A 19,567-nucleotide genomic window follows, 5' to 3' on the forward strand; every position below is an offset into this window, starting at 1 on the left:
ATTCAACTCGATTGGTGTTTATCCACTTTGATTTGAAGCAAAAAATAAAAAATTGGCGTGTGATAGATTTCACGTTGTGGCGGTTAGGGTCTTCTGGTATATTTTCGTCCCGTCCAGAAGAAATCCGTTTCCCTCATTCAACCAATTTCAGGTTAAACATGACGACAAATTACATTTTTGTTACTGGCGGGGTTGTATCCTCTCTAGGTAAAGGTATTGCAGCAGCATCTCTTGCAGCGATTTTAGAAGCTCGTGGTCTTAAAGTGACTATGATGAAGCTTGACCCTTACATCAACGTTGATCCAGGCACAATGAGCCCAACTCAACATGGTGAAGTGTTCGTTACAGAAGATGGCGCCGAAACAGACCTAGACCTTGGTCACTACGAGCGTTTCATCCGCACTAAGATGACTAAGCGCAACAACTTCACTGCAGGTCGTGTTTACTCAGACGTTCTCGCGAAAGAGCGTCGCGGTGACTATCTAGGTGCAACTATCCAAGTTATCCCTCATATCACAAACGATATCAAAGACCGCGTGATCAATGGTTCTCAAGGTCATGACGTTGCGATCGTTGAAGTGGGTGGTACTGTTGGTGATATCGAATCTCTACCATTTATGGAAGCGATTCGTCAGCTAGCCGTTGAAATCGGCCGTGAACGCGCTATGTTCATGCACCTAACACTTGTTCCTTACCTTGCAGCCGCAGGCGAAGTGAAAACAAAACCGACTCAGCACTCTGTTAAAGAGCTGCTATCAATCGGTATCCAGCCAGATATCCTAGTTTGCCGCTCAGATCGCATGATCCCAGCGAACGAGCGTAAGAAGATTGCGCTGTTCTGTAACGTTCCTGAGAAAGCGGTAATCTCCATGAAGGACGTAGATTCTATCTACAAGATCCCTCAACTGATCAAATCTCAAGGTCTTGATGATCTCGTTTGTGCACGTTTTGGCATTAATGCGCCAGAAGCGGATCTGTCTGAATGGGAACAGGTGATTTACGAAGAAGCGAACCCAACTGGTGAAGTTACTATCGGTATGGTGGGTAAATACATCGAACTACCTGATGCGTATAAATCAGTAAACGAAGCGCTTAAACATGCAGGTTTGAAAAATCGCTTGAGCGTTAACATTAAATATGTAGACTCTCAGGACGTAGAAACCAAAGGCGTTGAAGTTCTGCAAGGACTTGACGCAATCCTTGTACCTGGTGGTTTTGGCGACCGTGGTATCGAAGGCAAGATTCTTGCGGCGAAATACGCTCGTGAGAACAAGGTTCCTTATCTAGGTATTTGCTTAGGTATGCAAGTGGCACTGATTGAATACGCGCGCAACGTTGCGGGTATGGAAGGTGCACATTCAACAGAATTTAACAAAGACACCAAGTACCCTGTGGTAGGTTTGATCACGGAATGGGTGGACAGTGAAGGTAACGTGGAAGAACGTACTGAATCGTCAAATCTTGGTGGTACGATGCGTCTAGGTTCGCAACTATGTCACCTAGCGAAAGGCACTAAAGCTCGTGAGCTATACGGTAGCGATACGATCCATGAACGTCACCGCCACCGTTACGAAGTGAACAACAATCTTCGTCCACAAATTGAAAAAGCAGGCCTAAAAGTATCTGGTCTGTCTGCGGACAAGAAACTGGTTGAGATGATCGAGAACCCGAACCACCCATGGTTTGTGGCTGCTCAGTTCCACCCAGAGTTCACTTCTACGCCACGTGACGGTCACCCACTGTTCTCTGGCTTTATTAAAGCAGCGGGTGAAAACGCGCGCGGCGAACTGAAGTAAAAGGATACGGGCGGTTGCAAAGGTTGTGCTGCCGCCCTTTAAATTTGACATTTATATTTGAACGAGAGGAAACATTAATGTCTAAGATCGTTAAAGTTCTAGGTCGTGAAATCATCGACTCACGTGGTAACCCAACTGTTGAAGCTGAAGTACACCTAGAAGGCGGTTTCGTAGGTATGGCGGCAGCTCCATCTGGCGCATCTACTGGTTCTCGCGAAGCGCTTGAGCTACGTGACGGTGACAAAGCACGTTTCCTAGGTAAAGGTGTTCTTAAAGCGATTGAAGCGGTAAACGGTGCAATCGCTGACGCTCTAGTTGGTAAAGATGCGAAAGATCAAGCAGCGATCGACGCTATCATGATCGAGCTAGACGGCACTGAAAACAAATCTAAGTTTGGTGCGAACGCAATCCTAGCAGTTTCTCTAGCTAACGCTAAAGCAGCGGCTGCTTCTAAAGGCATGCCTCTATACGAGCACATCGCTGAGCTAAACGGTACTGCTGGTCAGTTCTCTATGCCTCTACCAATGATGAACATCATCAACGGTGGTGAGCACGCTGACAACAACGTTGACATCCAAGAGTTCATGATCCAACCAGTTGGCGCAAAAACTCTGAAAGAAGCAGTTCGCATGGGTGCGGAAGTATTCCACAACCTAGCTAAAGTTCTTAAGTCTAAAGGCTACAACACTGCAGTTGGTGACGAAGGTGGTTTCGCTCCTAACCTTAAGTCTAACGCTGAAGCGCTAGAAGTTATCGCAGAAGCAGTTGCAGCAGCGGGTTACGTGCTAGGTAAAGACGTTACTCTTGCTATGGACTGTGCAGCATCTGAGTTCTTCGACAAAGAAGCTGGCATCTACAACTTGAAAGGTGAAGGCAAAACGTTCACTTCTGAAGAGTTCAACCACTACCTAGCTGGTCTAGTTGAGCAATTCCCAATCGTATCTATCGAAGATGGTCTAGACGAGTCTGATTGGGCTGGTTTCGCACACCAAACTCAACTTCTAGGCGACAAGATCCAACTAGTTGGTGACGATCTATTCGTTACAAACACTAAGATCCTAGCTGAAGGTATCGAGAAAGGCATCGCTAACTCTATCCTAATCAAGTTCAACCAAATCGGTTCTCTAACTGAGACTCTAGCTGCAATCAAGATGGCTAAAGACGCAGGTTACACAGCAGTAATCTCTCACCGTTCTGGCGAAACTGAAGATGCAACTATCGCTGATCTAGCGGTAGGTACTGCAGCAGGTCAAATCAAGACTGGTTCTATGAGCCGTTCTGACCGTGTTGCTAAGTACAACCAACTAATCCGTATCGAGGAAGCTCTAGCTGGTCGTGCTCCTTTCAACGGTCTTAAAGAAGTGAAAGGCCAAGCTTAATTCGCAACAGAATTAACGTTGGTTATCTAACGGTAAAACCCTCGCTACGGCGGGGTTTTTTTTTTAGAGAATAGAGTTAAAGAGCGATGAGCCGTTCTGACCGTGTTGCTGCTATGCCTAAAAGAAAGCAACCAACGAATCCGTATCGAGGAAGCTCTAGCTGGTCGTGCTCCTTTCAACGGTCTTAAAGAAGTGAAAGGCCAAGCTTAATTCTCAACAGAATTAATCGCTTAGTTTGAAACTTTAAAAGCACCTCGCGTTTGCGGGGTGTTTTTTTATCGCCAATATTTCCGCGAGTCCCCCTATCTTCGATAAATAAAAGTGACCGTGCATAAGGCTCTGTCATTCTCTTCACTTTCTTCTGTCTAACCCTCTCTAGAGCCAATGAGCTAATTGTGCTATAAACAGGGCTTGATCAATCTTTCCTTCTAATAAGTCATAAGTAAATTGCCATGCGACTGTTTATTCTCGTTTTAACCTTACTGTTTGGCTGGCTGCAGTACACCCTGTGGTTTGGTAAAAATGGGGTTTCCGATTACTACACGATTGAAAGTGATATTGAAGCGCAGCAATTGGTGAACACCAAGTTGCAGGCAAGAAACAGTGAAATGTACGCAGAGATAGATGACTTGAAGCAAGGTCTCGATGCCATTGAAGAGCGTGCTCGTCACGAGCTGGGTATGCTGAAAGAAGGTGAGACGTTCTATCGCATTGTCGGTGAGGAGAATCAATAATGGCGCGTAGTATGACGTCATTGGTTGCAGTGGTACCAGCCGCTGGTGTCGGCAGTCGAATGAAGGCAGATCGACCAAAGCAGTATTTGCAGATTCACGGCAAAACCATTTTAGAACATACCATCGAAAGGTTGCTCTCTCACCCGGCCATTACACAAGTCGTCGTTGCCGTGAGTGAAGACGACCCCTATTACTCAGAGCTCGCCATTGCGCAGCATCCCGATATCATTCGTGTCGCTGGTGGGAAAGAGCGTGCAGATTCGGTGTTATCGGCGTTACGTTTCCTTTCGCAGCAGCCACAAAAAACGGATTGGGTTCTCGTGCATGATGCAGCAAGACCTTGTGTTGCTCATCAAGATATTGATGCCTTGATTGAACGCTGCTCCTCGCATGAAACGGGTGGGATTTTGGCGACGCCCGTACGTGACACCATGAAGCGCGCCAACGCACAACAAATGATCGACCATACAGTGGATCGCAATGCACTTTGGCATGCCTTAACGCCGCAAATGTTCAAAGCCGAAGTACTGACAGACGCGCTAAGCGATGCGTTGGCGCAAGGTGTGGCGATTACCGACGAAGCCTCTGCGCTAGAGTGGCGAGGAGAGCTGCCAGCTTTAGTTCAAGGGTGTTCGAGTAACATCAAAGTCACTCAACCTGAAGATCTCGCTTTAGCGGAATTTTATTTGAGCCGAGAAAAGGATAGAAAATGATTAGAATTGGTCACGGTTTCGATGTACACAAATTTGGTGGCGAAGGCCCGGTTATCATCGGTGGTGTTGCGGTTCCTTATGAACAAGGACTCATTGCTCACTCCGATGGTGATGTTGCTTTACATGCGTTAAGCGATGCTCTGCTGGGGGCGATTGCCGCGGGTGATATTGGTCGCCATTTCCCAGATACGGATGACAAATGGAAAGGGGCAGACAGTCGAGAATTGTTGAAAGACGTTTATCGCCGAGTCAAAGAACAAGGTTACAAACTGGGGAATGCGGATGTGACCATCATTGCGCAAGCACCCAAAATGGCCCCTTATATCGATGCCATGCGTGAAGCCATTGCTCACGACTTGGAAACCGATATTCGTAACATTAATGTCAAAGCGACAACAACCGAGCGTTTGGGTTTTACAGGACGCAAAGAAGGTATTGCAACGGAAGCCGTTGTGTTACTGATTAAGCAATAATATTAGCATTAGCAAAACTGGCAGTGGATAGTTCTATGACAGACACTTTGGCTTCTCTGGCCTATTTAGCGGGTAAACCAACCGCACAAGCAAAAATCAAAGCAAAACCAGAACATTTTCAGGTAAGAGAAGACTTAGGTTTTGAGTTCACTGGTTCTGGTGAGCACTTGATGGTGCGCATTCGAAAAACTGGTGAGAACACCTCCTTTGTTGCCAATGAATTGGCGAAAGCATGTGGCGTGAAATCAAAAGACGTCAGCTGGGCTGGCTTGAAAGATCGCCACGCGGTGACGGAACAATGGCTTAGTGTCCATTTGCCTAAAGCGGAAACACCGGATTTTTCCGCTTTTCTCGCACAATACCCATCGATTGAAATCCTCGCTACCGCACGTCATAACAAGAAATTACGACCAGGGGATCTTGTTGGGAACGATTTTGTCGTGACGCTATCCGAAGTCTCGGATGTGGACGATGTGCTCAAACGTCTAGAGACGGTCGCAAAACTCGGTGTTCCAAATTACTTCGGTAATCAGCGTTTTGGTAATAATGGCAATAACCTGCAAGAAGCAAAACGTTGGGGTAGAGACAATGTTCGTAGCCGTAATCAAAATCAACGTAGCCTCTACTTGTCTGCTGCGCGTTCATGGATCTTCAATTTAATTGTCTCGGCGCGACTTGAGCAATCACGGTTCGATAAGGTTTTACTAGGCGACATCCTATTTAAGGGGGATGAACAGCTATTGGTGAGTGCAGAAAATCATGCGGATCTCCAGTCTCAATATGATGCTGGCGACTTGGTGATCAGTGGTGCCTTGGCTGGCGATAATGCCTTGCCGACTCAAGATGATGCGTTGGCGCTAGAGCAAGTGTTCTTAGATGCTGAACCCGATCTTATGGCGCTGATTCGCGGCAATCGCATGAGACACGATCGCCGAGCGATCGCATTGAAGCCAGCCAATCTCAGTTGGCAAGTGGATGGCAATAACATCATCCTGACTTTCTCGCTCGATGCAGGCTCTTTTGCTACGTCTATTATCCGCGAGCTAGTACAAGAAATCGCATTTGAAAGAGAATTTTAATTATCATGGAAGATAAGCAAGCTAAACCGCTGCGCATTTTGCTGAGTAATGACGATGGCGTTTTCGCAGAAGGTATTCGCACGTTAGCTAGTGAGCTAAGAACATTGGCAGAAGTGATCATCGTTGCTCCGGATCGCAATCGCTCAGGAGCGTCGAATTCGTTAACACTGGAACAGCCGCTGCGAGTGACCTGTGTTGAAGAAAATGTGTATTCAGTGCAAGGCACGCCGACAGATTGTGTCCATTTTGCTTTAAACGAACTACTGAAAAATGATCTCCCAGACTTAGTGTTAAGTGGCATCAATCATGGCGCCAATCTGGGGGATGACGTGCTTTATTCGGGCACGGTCGCCGCAGCGATGGAAGGGCATTTTCTTGGCGTGCAGTCGATCGCTTTTTCTTTGGTTGGCAAAACCCACTTTAAAACCGCAGCAACCATTGCTAAGCGGATCGTTGAGCAACATTTAGCGAAACCTATTCCGACCAATCGTTTATTGAATATCAATATTCCGGATCTGCCGCTCGAACAGCTAAAAGAGATACGAGTGACTCGTTTAGGCGCGCGCCATCATGCAGAGAATATGATCAAGCAGCTTGATCCCCGTGGTCATGAAATCTATTGGTTAGGCCCTCCGGGTAAAGAGCAAGATGCGGGGGAGGGAACCGATTTTCATGCGATTGAACAAGGCTATGTGTCCATTACACCACTGCAAGTTGATTTAACTGCCCATGAATCGCTCCGAGCGATGGATACTTGGCTAAAGGAAAAGTAATCATGAGCAATCCTCAAGCAGAAAGATTGGTTCATTTCTTAGCGGTCAATGGCATCCGTGATAGCGAAGTGCTATCTGCCATCGCTCGTGTACCGAGAGAGTGTTTTTTGTCACAAGCTATGATGCATCAGGCTTATGACAACAACGCATTGCCTATTGGTCAAGGTCAGACGATCTCTCAGCCCTATATTGTGGCCAAAATGACGGAACTTTTGCGTCTCAAAAGAGACAGTAAAGTATTGGAAATTGGCACTGGGTCGGGTTATCAAACCGCAGTATTAGCGCTTCTGGTTGAGCATGTATATTCTGTTGAGCGAATCAAATCTTTACAGTGGGATGCAAAACGTCGCTTAAAACAGTTGGATATCTACAATGTCTCGACTAAGCATGGCGACGGCTGGCTTGGCTGGGAAAATAAAGGACCTTTTGACGCGATCATTGTGACCGCCGCAGCAGAAAGTGTTCCACCGGTGTTACTCCAACAATTGAATGATGGTGGCCGCATGGTACTCCCTGTCGGTACGGATGAGCAGCAGTTGATCTTGATTGAGCGTCAAAAAGATCAGTTTGTTTCCCAAGTGATCGAAGCGGTGAACTTTGTGCCGCTGATCGCCGGAGACTTGGCATAATTTGAGATTAGGTGTGAGTAAGCGTCTTTATTTACTTGGGTCAATGATGCTCAGTACAGCTTTACTGGTAGGCTGTGCTGCGCATACTCCTGCGCCGGTCACGGGATTGAGTAAAGACTATAACACGGTTGATCGTGGTAGCTATCGCGGCAGTTACTACGAGGTTGAAAAGGGCGACACGCTGTATTTTATTTCCTACGTCACAGATAAAGATGTAAATGAGTTAATCCGTTTCAATAATTTGACCGAGCCTTACACGATTTATCCGGGCCAGAAACTCAAGTTGTGGGCACCTGCTTATGTCGCACCTAATTATGGCCACACGGTAGAAACCCCTGCTACCACTGTGGTTGCTGTGTCAACTGTCGCTGTGACAGCTCCTAAACCAGCCCCTACAACACCACAAAAGTCGAATAAAAACTCTACTTCAAAAAACACTAAATCCGAACCTCAGGTGGTTAAAAAAGATCCAGTTAAGGGGATTGATCAATCCAAACCAAAGGAGTATGTTGGTTCAAAAGGTAAAGAAAATGTTAAACCCGTCACTTCACCACCACCGGCAAATAACCAAAAAATAGCCAAGTGGCAGTGGCCAACAAAAGGGAGAGTAATCAAAAACTTCTCTGCAGGAGAACAAGGAAATAAAGGCATTGATATCGCAGGACAGCGAGGTCAAGCCATCGTATCAACGGCAGAAGGTACGGTTGTTTATTCGGGTAACGCACTAAGAGGTTATGGCAATTTAGTTATTGTCAAACATAACGATAATTACCTCAGTGCCTATGCGCATAACGATCGGTTACTGGTATCGGAAGGTCAATCAGTGAAAGCTGGGCAACAAATCGCCACGATGGGCAGCTCTGGAGCAAAAACAGTGATGTTGCATTTTGAAATCCGATATCAAGGGAAGTCAGTGAATCCAAAGCGCTACTTACCCTAATTCAACTTTGAGCAACTTGCGACACAACTAGCGACATTTAAAGTTGTAATGTCTTGCTAACTCGCCATGGGGAGGCGTTATGAGTATCAGCAACACAGTAACCAAAGTTAAAGACTTCGATGTTAATCAGATGGATGATGATTTTAACGATGATATTGAAGTGAATGAAAAAGAAGAACTTTCCGATGATAAAGTCTCACTCCGTGAGGACTTTGATACCAACAACAAAAGCTTAGATGCGACCCAACTTTATTTGGGTGAGATTGGCTTTTCACCGTTACTAACCGCAGAAGAAGAAGTCCTTTATGCTCGTCGTGCTTTGCGAGGCGATGAAGCCGCGCGTAAACGTATGATTGAAAGTAACTTACGTCTAGTGGTTAAGATTTCTCGCCGTTACAGTAATCGCGGTCTTGCACTGCTTGATTTGATTGAAGAGGGTAACCTTGGTTTGATCCGCGCGGTAGAGAAATTCGATCCAGAGCGTGGTTTCCGCTTCTCAACTTACGCGACATGGTGGATTCGCCAAACCATCGAACGCGCTTTAATGAATCAGACTCGAACCATCCGTTTACCTATCCATGTTGTTAAAGAGCTGAACATTTATTTACGTACGGCGCGTGAACTTTCTCAAAAACTCGATCATGAACCAACCGCTGAAGAGATCGCTGCACAACTGGAGATTCCGGTTGACGATGTGAGCAAAATGCTGCGTTTGAACGAGCGCATTAGTTCTGTCGATACACCGATTGGTGGAGATGGGGAGAAGGCGTTATTGGATATTATTCCTGATGCAAACAACTCTGACCCAGAGGTTTCAACGCAAGATGAAGACATGCGTGTTTCCTTGATTCATTGGTTGGAAGAGCTCAATCCGAAACAAAAAGAAGTGTTGGCACGTCGCTTTGGTTTGTTGGGTTATGAGCCTTCAACGCTGGAAGAGGTTGGGCAAGAGATTGGTTTAACTCGCGAGCGAGTACGCCAGATTCAGGTTGAAGGGTTACGTCGCCTCCGTGAAGTTCTGATCAAACAAGGTTTGAATATGGAAAACTTGTTTGATATCGATATGGATTGAATTTGCATTCTCCAATAGAAAAAAGGCTATGGAATCATAGCCTTTTGTCATTTTAGTGAGGTTCGTTTAAAAACGTTAGAGCATTTTCTTTAAACGATATAGGGCTTCTAACGCTTGGCGTGGGGTCAGATCATCCGGATCGATGCTGGCCAACGCTTGTTCTACTTCACTTGGCTCTGGAATAAGGCTCAATTGGTTAGCGATATCCACTGTTCTTGCTTTCGGCTGCGAACCCTCTGCGCTGAGTAGCTCAAGTTGAGACAATTTTTGACGGGCGTTTTTAATCACCGTTTTTGGAACGCCCGCTAACCCCGCAACCGCCAAACCGTAGGATTTGCTTGCCGCCCCCTCTTGTACGGCGTGCATAAAGGCGATGCTGTCGCCATGCTCAACCGCATCAAGATGCACGTTGGCCAAGTGAGGAAGTTGATTTGGCAGTTCTGTCAGTTCAAAGTAATGCGTCGCAAATAGCGTCATTGCCCCAATCTGAGTCGCAAGCCAGTGTGCGCTTGCCCACGCTAGGGAAAGGCCATCATAGGTACTGGTACCACGGCCAATTTCATCCATCAAAACTAGGCTATTTGCTGTCGCGTTGTGCAAGATATTGGCTGTTTCTGTCATTTCTACCATGAAGGTTGAACGACCTGACGCGAGATCATCCGATGCACCAATTCGAGTAAAGATGCGATCAATAGAGCCAATGGTGGCCGATTCTGCAGGAACGTAAGAACCAATGTGCGCCATTAAAGCAATCAATGCGGTTTGGCGCATGTAGGTGGACTTACCCCCCATGTTTGGACCGGTGATGATCAACATCTTACGTTGGCTGTTCAGTTCAATTGGGTTGGCAATAAAGGGATCGGAAGTGACTTGTTCAACCACAGGGTGACGACCCGCGGTAATGTGAACGACGGGATCTTTGGTTAAATTTGGGCGGCAATAATCCAGCGTATCAGCACGCTCCGCCAAATTTTGCAATACATCCAATTGTGCAACCGCTGCTGCCAACTCTTGCAAACGAGCTAGGTGAGGGAGCAATAAATCAAAGAGCTCTTCCCACAGTTGCTTTTCAATGGCTAATGCTTTTGATTTTGAGTTGAGAACTTTGTCTTCGTGCTCTTTCAGTTCAGGAATGATGTAGCGTTCAGCGTTTTTCAGCGTTTGACGGCGAACATAGTGTGGTGGAACCAAATGGCTTTGACCGCGGCTTACTTGGATGTAGAAGCCGTGGACATTGTTGTATCCCACTTTCAGTGTATCGATACCGTGGCGATCACGCTCTTCCTCTTCGAGTTTTTCCAAGTAGCCCGTGGCACCGTCTGCAAGATCGCGCCATTCATCCAAATCTGCGCTGTACCCTTCGGCAATGACCCCACCATCGCGAATCACAACCGGCGGGTTTTCTTTAATGGCACGCTCGAGCAATTCGCACACATCATCCATTGGAGCGGCTGCCGTGGCCAGTGATTTGAGATGGCTATTGCCCAGTGAAGACAACGTCTGAGCCAATTCGGGTAGCTGCTGCATCGCATGGCGTAATCGCGCGAGATCGCGTGGACGAGCAGAGCGGAGTGCTAAGCGAGCCAAAATACGTTCAATATCGCCGATTTGTTTCACCACAGGATGAATATCGCTAAATAGAGCTTGTTCTTTCAGTTCGGCGATGGCGTCTAGGCGATGCTCTCGCGTGGTAATACAGCGCATTGGTTGATGGATCCAACGTTTCAGCATCCGGCTTCCCATCGGCGTCGCACAACGATCCAAAACCGCAGCAAGCGTGTTGTCACTTCCGCCAGCAAGGTTTTGAGTCAGCTCGAGATTGCGTCTGGTCGCGGCATCAAGGATAACCGAGTCATCTTGGCGATCATAAGTAAGCGCGCGGATATGAGGCAGTGCTGTACGTTGAGTATCTTTGACATACTGGATCAAGCAACCTGCGGCGCACAATCCTAAAACCGCATTTTCTACGCCAAAACCGACCAAGTCTTTGGTGCCAAATTGCTGGTTGAGTTGTTGTTTGGCCGTTTCGAGTTCGAACTCCCAAACTGGACGACGACGGTTGCCGTTACGGCCTGTCATCAAATGAACGGGCTCAAAATCTTCTGGGAAGAGTAACTCACGCGGAGAGGTGCGTTGTAGCTCAGCTGCCATTGCCTCTTCAGACTGAGGTTCAACTAATTGGAAACGACCAGAAGTAATGTCCAAGGTGGCGTAGCCGAATTTACCATTGTGGTGATAAATCGCGGCAATTAAGTTATCCAAACGTTCAGACAGTAAAGCTTCATCCGTTACCGTACCCGGCGTGACAATACGAACGACTTTACGCTCTACTGGGCCTTTACTGGTGGCAGGATCGCCAACTTGTTCGCAGATCGCCACCGATTCCCCAAGCTGAACCAATTTGGCTAAATACCCTTCAACGGCATGAAATGGCACACCTGCCATCGGAATGGGTTCTCCTGCCGAAGCGCCGCGCTTGGTGAGAGAAATATCCAGCAACTGCGACGCCTTCTTTGCATCATCGTAAAAAAGTTCGTAGAAGTCGCCCATGCGATAAAACAGCAAAATATCAGGATTTTCTGCCTTCAATCTGAGGTATTGCTGCATCATTGGGGTATGTTGTTGTTCAGCTTTCACGGTTTTTATCTTTAGTTTGGACTGTTTGCGGCTTAGGATACGTGAATCACTGATAGTGTAAAAGAGAGAAAAGGGAAATCGGCATGCAATCACTAATACAATTATCAGAACAACTGGGTGAGCGTCTTTTGCAACAAGGTGAAGTGTTGGCTACCGCCGAATCGTGTACTGGCGGTGGTGTTGCAAACATGGTCACGGAAGTCGCAGGCAGCTCGGCTTGGTTTGATCGTGCATTTGTCACTTACAGCAATGAAGCAAAGCAAGAAATGTTGGGGGTGGCAGAAAAAACCTTGGCCGACTTTGGTGCGGTCTCGGAGGCGGTGGTCAAAGAAATGGTACTGGGGACTTTAGCCCATTCGAATGCAACTATCGCGGTTTCCATTAGCGGCATTGCAGGGCCGAGCGGCGGTAGCCCGGAAAAGCCTGTTGGCACCGTTTGTTTTGGTTTTGCGGATAAGCATGGATGGCTACGGTGTGAGACTTGCTATTTTGCTGGCGATAGAGCAAAAGTTCGCATACAAGCGATTGAATACAGTTTAAAAGTCTTGTGTGATGCGTTACTGAAAAATGATAGTGAACGTCAATAACAGGCGAAATTTTTTTATACAGGGGTGGACACTGTACAAATCAACAGTATAATGAGCCCCGACATGACAAACATTGTCGACCCTATTTCGACATAATTACCTATCACCTGAGAGTGACTATCTGGAGAGAGTAATGGACGAGAACAAACAGAAGGCACTGGCCGCCGCACTAGGTCAAATTGAAAAGCAGTTCGGTAAAGGTTCAATCATGCGCCTAGGTGACAACCGTGCGATGGATGTTGAAACCATCTCGACAGGTTCACTATCTCTGGATATTGCGCTGGGTGCGGGTGGTTTACCAATGGGCCGTATCGTTGAAATTTTTGGTCCAGAATCTTCAGGTAAAACCACGTTGACACTTGAGCTGATTGCTGCGGCTCAACGTGAAGGCAAAACTTGTGCGTTTATCGATGCCGAGCACGCGTTGGATCCTGTGTATGCGAAGAAGCTTGGCGTTAATATCGACCAATTGTTGGTATCTCAGCCTGACACCGGTGAACAAGCATTGGAAATCTGTGATGCTCTTGCTCGCTCAGGTGCGGTTGACGTTATTGTTGTCGACTCTGTTGCAGCATTGACACCAAAGGCAGAAATCGAAGGTGAGATGGGCGACTCGCACATGGGTCTTCAAGCTCGTATGCTATCTCAAGCGATGCGTAAGCTAACGGGTAACCTAAAGCAGTCTAACTGTATGTGTATCTTCATTAACCAGATCCGTATGAAGATCGGTGTGATGTTTGGTAACCCAGAAACCACAACGGGTGGTAACGCACTGAAATTCTACGCTTCTGTTCGTCTTGATATTCGCCGTACTGGTGCGATCAAAGAAGGTGATGAGGTAGTGGGTAACGAAACGCGTATCAAAGTGGTGAAGAATAAGATCGCTGCGCCGTTTAAAGAAGCCAATACTCAAATTATGTACGGCCAAGGCTTTAACCGCGAAGGTGAACTGATTGACCTAGGCGTGAAATGTAAGCTGATTGAAAAATCAGGCGCTTGGTACAGCTATAACGGCGACAAAATTGGCCAAGGTAAAGCGAACGCTTGTAAGTACCTGAAAGAAAACGTAGATGTAGCAAAAGTATTGGATACGAAATTGCGTGAATTGTTGCTTTCTTCAGCAAACATCAGCGATGAATCGGCAGAGTTAGTCGAAGAAATGCCAGAGCAAGAAGAGTTTTAATTTCAGCCTCTATTTTATTAAGCCCTGCAATGCAGGGCTTTTTTCTTCTCTTTTCCATTTCGGATTTATTGTTATTACTTATCCCCCGATTTAAGGAGTTCTGATGCATCATCGCTTTACGCCACCAATGATGAATTGCAAAGACACGGCGATTCAACTGCTCAGTCGACGAGATCATGGTCAGTATGAGTTGAAGCAAAAGCTCACAGTTAAAGGGTATGCTAGTCAAGATATTGAAAGTGCAATGCATTTTTGCTTGGAACATGGTTATCTCGATGATCTTCGTTATGCCAAAAGCCAAATTCGACAACACGTTGGAAAAGGGCATGGCGAAAGACGCATACGGCAGGAGTTATCGCTTAAACAAGTGTCTGATTCTGTCGTTGAAAATGCATTTGCGGAAGAGCCACAAGATTGGTTTGAGTTAGCCAAATCCGTTGCGATGAAAAAGTTCAACGGAGTGAAGGCCAAAGAACAAAAAGAGTATGCAAAACAAGTTCGCTTTCTCCAATATCGTGGTTTTTCATTTGAACAGATACGTTATGCTTTGAGCGATGAAGCATAATGTTTCTGTCAGTTCCCTGCCAATTTTCTTTCCTCACATTCGTGAAGAAATCATGATTTCCCGCGATTAAACGATTTTTTCATTTCATCCGCTCTTTTCCATAAGAAAACTAGTCGAAGCTTTAAGCATGATCTACAATACGGCAAAATTCTAACTCGACTATTTTCAGGAAGAGCTGCATGTACATGAGCACTGATGAGGTTCGTAACGCGTTCCTCAAGTTCTTTGAGAGCAAAGGACACCAAATCGTAGACAGTTCATCGTTGGTTCCACATAACGATCCAACCCTGCTATTTACTAACGCAGGTATGAACCAATTTAAAGATTGCTTCTTAGGCGCCGAAAAGCGTGCCTACACTCGAGCAACTACGGCTCAACGTTGCGTACGTGCAGGTGGTAAACACAATGACCTAGAAAACGTAGGTTTTACCGCTCGTCACCATACTTTCTTTGAAATGCTAGGTAACTTCAGCTTTGGTGACTACTTCAAAGAAGACGCGATTGCTTTTGCTTGGGAATTCCTAACTGAGACGCTAAAACTGCCAAAAGATCGCCTTTTGGTCACGGTTTACGAAACGGATGATGAAGCTTTTGATATCTGGAACCAAAAAGTTGGTGTTCCAGCTGATCGCATCATTCGCATCGGCGATAAAAAAGGTGGCAAGCAGTACGAGTCAGACAACTTCTGGACTATGGGTGACACGGGCCCGTGTGGTCCTTGTACTGAGATCTTTTATGACCACGGTGAACACATTTGGGGCGGTCGTCCTGGCACTCCTGAAGAGGATGGTGACCGTTTCATCGAAATCTGGAACAACGTTTTCATGCAGTTCAACCGCCATGCCGATGGTACGATGGAGCCGCTTCCTAAGCCGTCTGTTGATACCGGTATGGGCATTGAGCGTATTTCTGCCATCATGCAGGGCGTACATTCAAACTATGAAATTGATGTGTTCCAAAAGCTAATCAAAGCGACAGCTGAAATCGTGGGTTGTGAAGACCTATCAAACCAGTCGCTACGCGTTATCGCAGACCACATCCGCTCTTGTTCATTCCTAATCGCGGATGGCGTTATGCCTTCAAACGAAGGTCGTGGTTACGTGCTACGTCGCATCATTCGTCGTGCCGTTCGTCACGGTAACAAGCTAGGTGCACAAGGCGTATTCTTCCACAAACTTGTCGGCGTATTGGCTGAAGCGATGGGCAGTGCCGCAGACGAACTTAAGAAGCAACAAGCGGTTGTTGAAAAAGTACTTCGCATCGAAGAAGAGAACTTTGGCCGCACACTAGAGCGCGGCATGGTTATCCTCAATGAAGCACTCGATGCACTTGAAGGTAAAGAACTTGACGGTGAGACGGTATTCAAGCTTTATGACACTTACGGTTTCCCTGCTGACTTAACGAACGATGTTGCTCGTGAACGAGAGTTCACTATCGACGAAGCTGGTTTCGAGAAAGCGATGGAAGAGCAGCGTCAGCGTGCTCGTGAAGCTGGCCAATTTGGCACCGATTACAACGCGAAAATCAAAGTAGACGCACAATCTGAATTTTGTGGTTACACCTCAACACAAGAGCGTAGCGATGTGGTTGCTCTGTTTGTTGAAGGTGAGGAGACCGCAACGCTTTCTGCAGGCGACAAAGCGATCGTCATTCTGCAAGAAACGCCTTTCTACGCTGAATCAGGTGGCCAATGTGGCGATAGCGGCGTGTTGAAAACAGAATCCGGTCTATTCCAAGTGGAAGACACCCAGAAGTTGGGTAATGCCATTGCGCATCACGGTGTGTTGGTTGAAGGTGTGTTGGCAAAAGGTGATCAAGTTACTGCGATCGTGGACGCTGAGCGCCGCGCTGCCATTTCACTTAACCACTCTGCGACGCACTTGCTTCACGCCGCTCTACGCCAAGTGCTTGGTGAGCACGTAGCGCAAAAAGGCTCATTGGTGAAGGCAGAGAACTTACGCTTTGACTTCTCACATCTAGAAGCGGTTACGGCAGCAGAGCTGAAAGAAGTTGAGCGTCTTGTGAATGCTCAGATTCGTCGTAACCATACCATTGAAACCAACATCATGGACATCGAATCGGCGAAGCAGAAAGGGGCTATGGCGCTGTTCGGTGAGAAATACGATGACGAAGTTCGTGTGTTGTCTATGGGTGATTTCTCTACCGAACTTTGTGGTGGCATTCACGCATCAAATACCGGTGATATTGGCTTGTTCAAGATCACTTCAGAAGGTGGTATTGCGGCAGGTATTCGCCGTATTGAAGCGGTAACTGGCGAAGCTGCGTTGGAGACGATTGACGCTCAAGCTCGTAAGTTCGAAGAGAAACTTCAAGATGCAGCGAATAAAGCGAAGTCGCTAGAGAAAGAGATTCAACAGCTTAAAGACAAGTTGGCTTCACAAGCCAGCGCAAACTTGATTGATCAAGTAAAAGAAATTGCGGGTGTGAAAGTCTTAGTAGCGAAGCTTGACGGTGCTGATAACAAAGCACTGCGCGGCATGGTGGATGAGCTGAAAAACCAAATGGGCAGCGGCATCATTATGTTGGGTAACGTTGCTGATGATAAAGTGGGGCTGATCGCGGGTGTGACCCAAGATTTGACTTCAAAAGTGAAAGCGGGCGAGCTCGTTAACATGGTTGCGCAGCAAGTGGGTGGTAAAGGTGGTGGCCGCCCAGATATGGCGCAGGCTGGTGGTACCGATAGCTCAGCTCTACCTTCAGCTCTGGCATCTGTCGACGCGTGGATCGCTGAACGTCTTTAATTTATAAATTATTACGCTCAATCAAAGTTTTTTGATTGAGCGTATTTTTTTTGTGCTAACCAAGTGGTTTAATTGGCGGAAATTTACACAAGCCAATTACGTTGCTTGGTTTTTATTGTAACTACTGCGGAATATCTGTGAGAGCAGCTAGGAAGTGGTCCGAATGAGACTTTGGTCTTGGGAAGGTGAAGACTGGTGAAAAAATCCCTTATCGTGCAAAAGTTCGGCGGAACCTCTATGGGGTCGATTGAAAGAATTCATACAGTGGCTGAACACATCATTAAGGCGAAAAATGATGGTAATCAAGTTGTCGTTGTTGTCTCTGCGATGGCAGGTGAAACCAACCGACTATTGGATTTGGCTAAGCAGGTAGATAGTGTACCTACGGCCCGGGAACTTGATGTTTTGCTCTCTGCTGGTGAGCAAGTGTCTATGGCACTGCTAGCAATGACGCTGAATAAATTAGGCTATGCAGCGCGCTCACTTACCGGAGCACAAGCGAACATTGTGACGGATACTCAGCACAATGACGCAACGATTAAACACATTGATACTAAGCCAATTAACGAGCTGCTTGAACAAGATCAGATCGTGATTGTCGCAGGTTTTCAGGGTGTGAATGAAAATGGGGATATCACCACTTTAGGTCGAGGCGGCTCCGATACGAGTGCTGTGACATTAGCAGGCGCATTGGCTGCCGATGAATGTCAAATCTTTACCGACGTTGATGGTATATATACGTGTGATCCACGTGTGGTTAAAACGGCTCAGAAGCTAGACATCATTGATTTTCCTTCTATGGAAGAGATGGCTAGAAAGGGAGCTAAGGTACTGCATCTACCGTGTGTGCAATATGCATGGAAAAATAAAGTGCCGCTGCGCGTGCTTTCGACCTTCGATATTAACGAAGGGAGTTTGGTCAAGGGAGAGACTGGCACACAAGCTGTCTGCGGTATAGCTCTGCAGCGCGATCTTGCCGTCATTAAAGTCTCTAAAGAGTCTTTGTCCGGTTTGACAAAACAATGCCAAATGTTAGGTATTGAAATTTGGAATGTGATCGAAGAAACAGATTGGGCAGGTATCATGATAAAACAGGATGCTTGTGCTAAGTTGGATCTGGTTTTCAACGATAAAATCCGTAATAGTGAAGCAGTAAGCTTGCTGACCGTCGTCGGTCTGGAAGCGAATTCGTTGATGCAACACGCATGTGATGCGCTAACTACTCGAGGAATTTCGATTCGTCATCAAAGTGTGACGCCGTTGTCCAGTATGTTGGTTGTATCTCCTGAGAGTGTCGATCAGGCAGCAAATATACTGCACGATGCTTATATTAGTTCTAACGAAGCCTTAAATATTCAGCAGAAACAAGCCTTTTTAGGTTAATTTTCACAAACATGGTAGTTTACGAAAATATAACTTTTGTTGGATAATAGCCTCGTAGCTAGAGATTTAGAGATTACTCAAGGAGCAAAGAATGCTAATTTTGACTCGCCGCGTAGGCGAAACACTAATGATTGGTGACGAAGTGACAGTAACGGTACTGGGTGTGAAAGGCAACCAGGTTCGTATTGGTGTGAACGCTCCTAAAGACGTTTCTGTACACCGTGAAGAGATCTACATGCGCATTCAGGCTGAGAAAGGCAACGTTACCCCTGGTAACTACTAAGCTTAATCTTTGAATGATAGAGGCTGGCCATCAAGGTCAGCCTTTTTTTATATTTGCAATTTCTTAAATGCTTTTGTTCCGAGTATTAGAAAGTAAAGGGGCGAAGCAACTTCCAACTTGGCAATTTAAGAAGGGGCAGCTTCGTGTTTAGCACAAGAAAATTTCGTAAGTCATAGCTCAGATAATTTGCTCATTTGGTCGTGCATTTCATCGGGCAGCAATAAGGTCGTTTTCTTGCTTAAAGGTTGTTTTTACAGCAACAAAGTTCATTAATCACACGTATTGATTAAATAGGCAACGCTTGAGCGGTATTGCGCTATTTTTTCAAAGAAAATGTTTGACTTATTTTTGGTAAATCGTAATATGTGCCTCCGCAAGACGGTGAGGTGGCCGAGAGGCTGAAGGCGCTCCCCTGCTAAGGGAGTATACGGTTTATCCCGTATCGAGGGTTCGAATCCCTCCTTCACCGCCATTCTTGCGAATCGTTTTACGATAGATTGCGCGCTCGTAGCTCAGCTGGATAGAGTACCTGGCTACGAACCAGGCGGTCAGAGGTTCGAATCCTCTCGAGCGCGCCAT

The 19,567-nt window shown here is 46.5% G+C and carries 17 protein-coding genes and 2 tRNA genes; 18 read left to right on the forward strand and 1 reads right to left on the reverse strand.

Features of this window, described 5'->3' with window-relative positions; all coding sequences use genetic code 11:
* Positions 1-158: 158 nt before the first annotated feature.
* The 10 genes from FC652_RS10265 (at position 159) to rpoS (ending at position 9,588) form a co-directional block, all read left to right on the forward strand.
* On the forward strand, positions 159-1,796 hold the full coding sequence (locus FC652_RS10265; RefSeq protein WP_011079512.1) for a CTP synthase: 1,638 nt from the start codon (positions 159-161) through the stop codon (positions 1,794-1,796).
* A gap of 77 nt (positions 1,797-1,873) precedes the next feature.
* Positions 1,874-3,175, forward strand: a complete 1,302-nt coding sequence (eno, locus tag FC652_RS10270) for a phosphopyruvate hydratase (RefSeq protein WP_026130622.1) — start codon at positions 1,874-1,876, stop codon at positions 3,173-3,175.
* Between the two features lie 452 nt (positions 3,176-3,627).
* Positions 3,628-3,909: a cell division protein FtsB gene (gene ftsB / locus FC652_RS10275; protein ID WP_011079514.1), complete on the forward strand. Its 282-nt coding sequence runs from the start codon at positions 3,628-3,630 to the stop codon at positions 3,907-3,909.
* Positions 3,909-4,622: a 2-C-methyl-D-erythritol 4-phosphate cytidylyltransferase gene (gene ispD, locus FC652_RS10280; protein ID WP_060530752.1), complete on the forward strand. Its 714-nt coding sequence runs from the start codon at positions 3,909-3,911 to the stop codon at positions 4,620-4,622. The genes ftsB and ispD overlap by 1 nt, the downstream gene beginning before the upstream one ends.
* Positions 4,619-5,095, forward strand: coding sequence for a 2-C-methyl-D-erythritol 2,4-cyclodiphosphate synthase (ispF, locus tag FC652_RS10285; RefSeq protein ID WP_011151152.1), 477 nt, complete (start codon positions 4,619-4,621; stop codon positions 5,093-5,095). The genes ispD and ispF overlap by 4 nt, the downstream gene beginning before the upstream one ends.
* A gap of 35 nt (positions 5,096-5,130) precedes the next feature.
* Positions 5,131-6,174: a tRNA pseudouridine(13) synthase TruD gene (gene truD / locus FC652_RS10290; RefSeq protein ID WP_080536661.1), complete on the forward strand. Its 1,044-nt coding sequence runs from the start codon at positions 5,131-5,133 to the stop codon at positions 6,172-6,174.
* A 5-nt stretch (positions 6,175-6,179) separates the two neighbouring features.
* Positions 6,180-6,947, forward strand: coding sequence for a 5'/3'-nucleotidase SurE (gene surE / locus FC652_RS10295; RefSeq protein ID WP_039554647.1), 768 nt, complete (start codon positions 6,180-6,182; stop codon positions 6,945-6,947).
* A gap of 2 nt (positions 6,948-6,949) precedes the next feature.
* The gene (locus tag FC652_RS10300) at positions 6,950-7,576 is read left to right on the forward strand and encodes a protein-L-isoaspartate(D-aspartate) O-methyltransferase (protein ID WP_011079519.1); all 627 of its coding nucleotides are present in this window, start codon (positions 6,950-6,952) and stop codon (positions 7,574-7,576) included.
* Positions 7,577-7,619: 43 nt separating this feature from the next.
* Entirely contained in the window at positions 7,620-8,516 is an 897-nt protein-coding gene (locus tag FC652_RS10305; protein WP_176298498.1) for a peptidoglycan DD-metalloendopeptidase family protein, read from the forward strand.
* A 79-nt stretch (positions 8,517-8,595) separates the two neighbouring features.
* On the forward strand, positions 8,596-9,588 hold the full coding sequence (rpoS, locus tag FC652_RS10310; RefSeq protein ID WP_176298491.1) for an RNA polymerase sigma factor RpoS: 993 nt from the start codon (positions 8,596-8,598) through the stop codon (positions 9,586-9,588).
* A gap of 75 nt (positions 9,589-9,663) precedes the next feature.
* Here rpoS and mutS read toward each other — a convergent pair whose 3' ends face one another.
* Entirely contained in the window at positions 9,664-12,225 is a 2,562-nt protein-coding gene (mutS, locus tag FC652_RS10315) for a DNA mismatch repair protein MutS (RefSeq protein ID WP_176298492.1), read from the reverse strand.
* An 83-nt stretch (positions 12,226-12,308) separates the two neighbouring features.
* Here mutS and pncC point away from each other — a divergent pair, with 83 nt between their 5' ends.
* The 8 genes from pncC to FC652_RS10355 all read left to right on the forward strand — a co-directional run bounded on the left by pncC (position 12,309) and on the right by FC652_RS10355 (position 19,566).
* Entirely contained in the window at positions 12,309-12,812 is a 504-nt protein-coding gene (gene pncC / locus FC652_RS10320; protein WP_013571128.1) for a nicotinamide-nucleotide amidase, read from the forward strand.
* 133 nt (positions 12,813-12,945) lie between these two features.
* Positions 12,946-13,995, forward strand: coding sequence for a recombinase RecA (gene recA, locus FC652_RS10325; RefSeq protein ID WP_026130625.1), 1,050 nt, complete (start codon positions 12,946-12,948; stop codon positions 13,993-13,995).
* Between the two features lie 103 nt (positions 13,996-14,098).
* Complete coding sequence (gene recX, locus FC652_RS10330; RefSeq protein ID WP_123773057.1) at positions 14,099-14,560, forward strand: recombination regulator RecX; 462 nt, start codon at positions 14,099-14,101, stop codon at positions 14,558-14,560.
* Positions 14,561-14,739: 179 nt separating this feature from the next.
* The gene (alaS, locus tag FC652_RS10335; RefSeq protein WP_176298493.1) at positions 14,740-17,322 is read left to right on the forward strand and encodes an alanine--tRNA ligase; all 2,583 of its coding nucleotides are present in this window, start codon (positions 14,740-14,742) and stop codon (positions 17,320-17,322) included.
* Positions 17,323-17,517: 195 nt separating this feature from the next.
* On the forward strand, positions 17,518-18,705 hold the full coding sequence (locus FC652_RS10340) for an aspartate kinase (protein ID WP_176298494.1): 1,188 nt from the start codon (positions 17,518-17,520) through the stop codon (positions 18,703-18,705).
* A gap of 91 nt (positions 18,706-18,796) precedes the next feature.
* Positions 18,797-18,988, forward strand: a complete 192-nt coding sequence (csrA, locus tag FC652_RS10345) for a carbon storage regulator CsrA (RefSeq protein ID WP_011079528.1) — start codon at positions 18,797-18,799, stop codon at positions 18,986-18,988.
* Between the two features lie 380 nt (positions 18,989-19,368).
* Positions 19,369-19,460 (forward strand) — tRNA-Ser (locus FC652_RS10350).
* 29 nt (positions 19,461-19,489) lie between these two features.
* Positions 19,490-19,566: transfer RNA gene (locus FC652_RS10355), tRNA-Arg, on the forward strand.
* Position 19,567: the final 1 nt, after the last annotated feature.

Origin of the sequence: Vibrio sp. 05-20-BW147 (genome assembly GCF_013369385.1) — a bacterium.
Lineage (GTDB): Bacteria > Pseudomonadota > Gammaproteobacteria > Enterobacterales > Vibrionaceae > Vibrio > Vibrio floridensis.

Bases quoted from the DNA above. Each gene is read 5' to 3' on its own strand.
- FC652_RS10305 (WP_176298498.1), top strand. From the start codon at position 7,620: ATGATGCTCAGTACAGCTTTACTGGTAGGCTGTGCTGCGCATACTCCT.
- surE (WP_039554647.1), top strand. From the start codon at position 6,180: ATGGAAGATAAGCAAGCTAAACCGCTGCGCATTTTGCTGAGTAATGAC.
- eno (WP_026130622.1), top strand. From the start codon at position 1,874: ATGTCTAAGATCGTTAAAGTTCTAGGTCGTGAAATCATCGACTCACGT.
- FC652_RS10265 (WP_011079512.1), top strand. From the start codon at position 159: ATGACGACAAATTACATTTTTGTTACTGGCGGGGTTGTATCCTCTCTA.
- pncC (WP_013571128.1), top strand. From the start codon at position 12,309: ATGCAATCACTAATACAATTATCAGAACAACTGGGTGAGCGTCTTTTG.
- ispF (WP_011151152.1), top strand. From the start codon at position 4,619: ATGATTAGAATTGGTCACGGTTTCGATGTACACAAATTTGGTGGCGAA.
- ftsB (WP_011079514.1), top strand. From the start codon at position 3,628: ATGCGACTGTTTATTCTCGTTTTAACCTTACTGTTTGGCTGGCTGCAG.
- csrA (WP_011079528.1), top strand. From the start codon at position 18,797: ATGCTAATTTTGACTCGCCGCGTAGGCGAAACACTAATGATTGGTGAC.
- alaS (WP_176298493.1), top strand. From the start codon at position 14,740: ATGTACATGAGCACTGATGAGGTTCGTAACGCGTTCCTCAAGTTCTTT.
- ispD (WP_060530752.1), top strand. From the start codon at position 3,909: ATGGCGCGTAGTATGACGTCATTGGTTGCAGTGGTACCAGCCGCTGGT.
- truD (WP_080536661.1), top strand. From the start codon at position 5,131: ATGACAGACACTTTGGCTTCTCTGGCCTATTTAGCGGGTAAACCAACC.
- rpoS (WP_176298491.1), top strand. From the start codon at position 8,596: ATGAGTATCAGCAACACAGTAACCAAAGTTAAAGACTTCGATGTTAAT.
- recA (WP_026130625.1), top strand. From the start codon at position 12,946: ATGGACGAGAACAAACAGAAGGCACTGGCCGCCGCACTAGGTCAAATT.
- recX (WP_123773057.1), top strand. From the start codon at position 14,099: ATGCATCATCGCTTTACGCCACCAATGATGAATTGCAAAGACACGGCG.
- FC652_RS10300 (WP_011079519.1), top strand. From the start codon at position 6,950: ATGAGCAATCCTCAAGCAGAAAGATTGGTTCATTTCTTAGCGGTCAAT.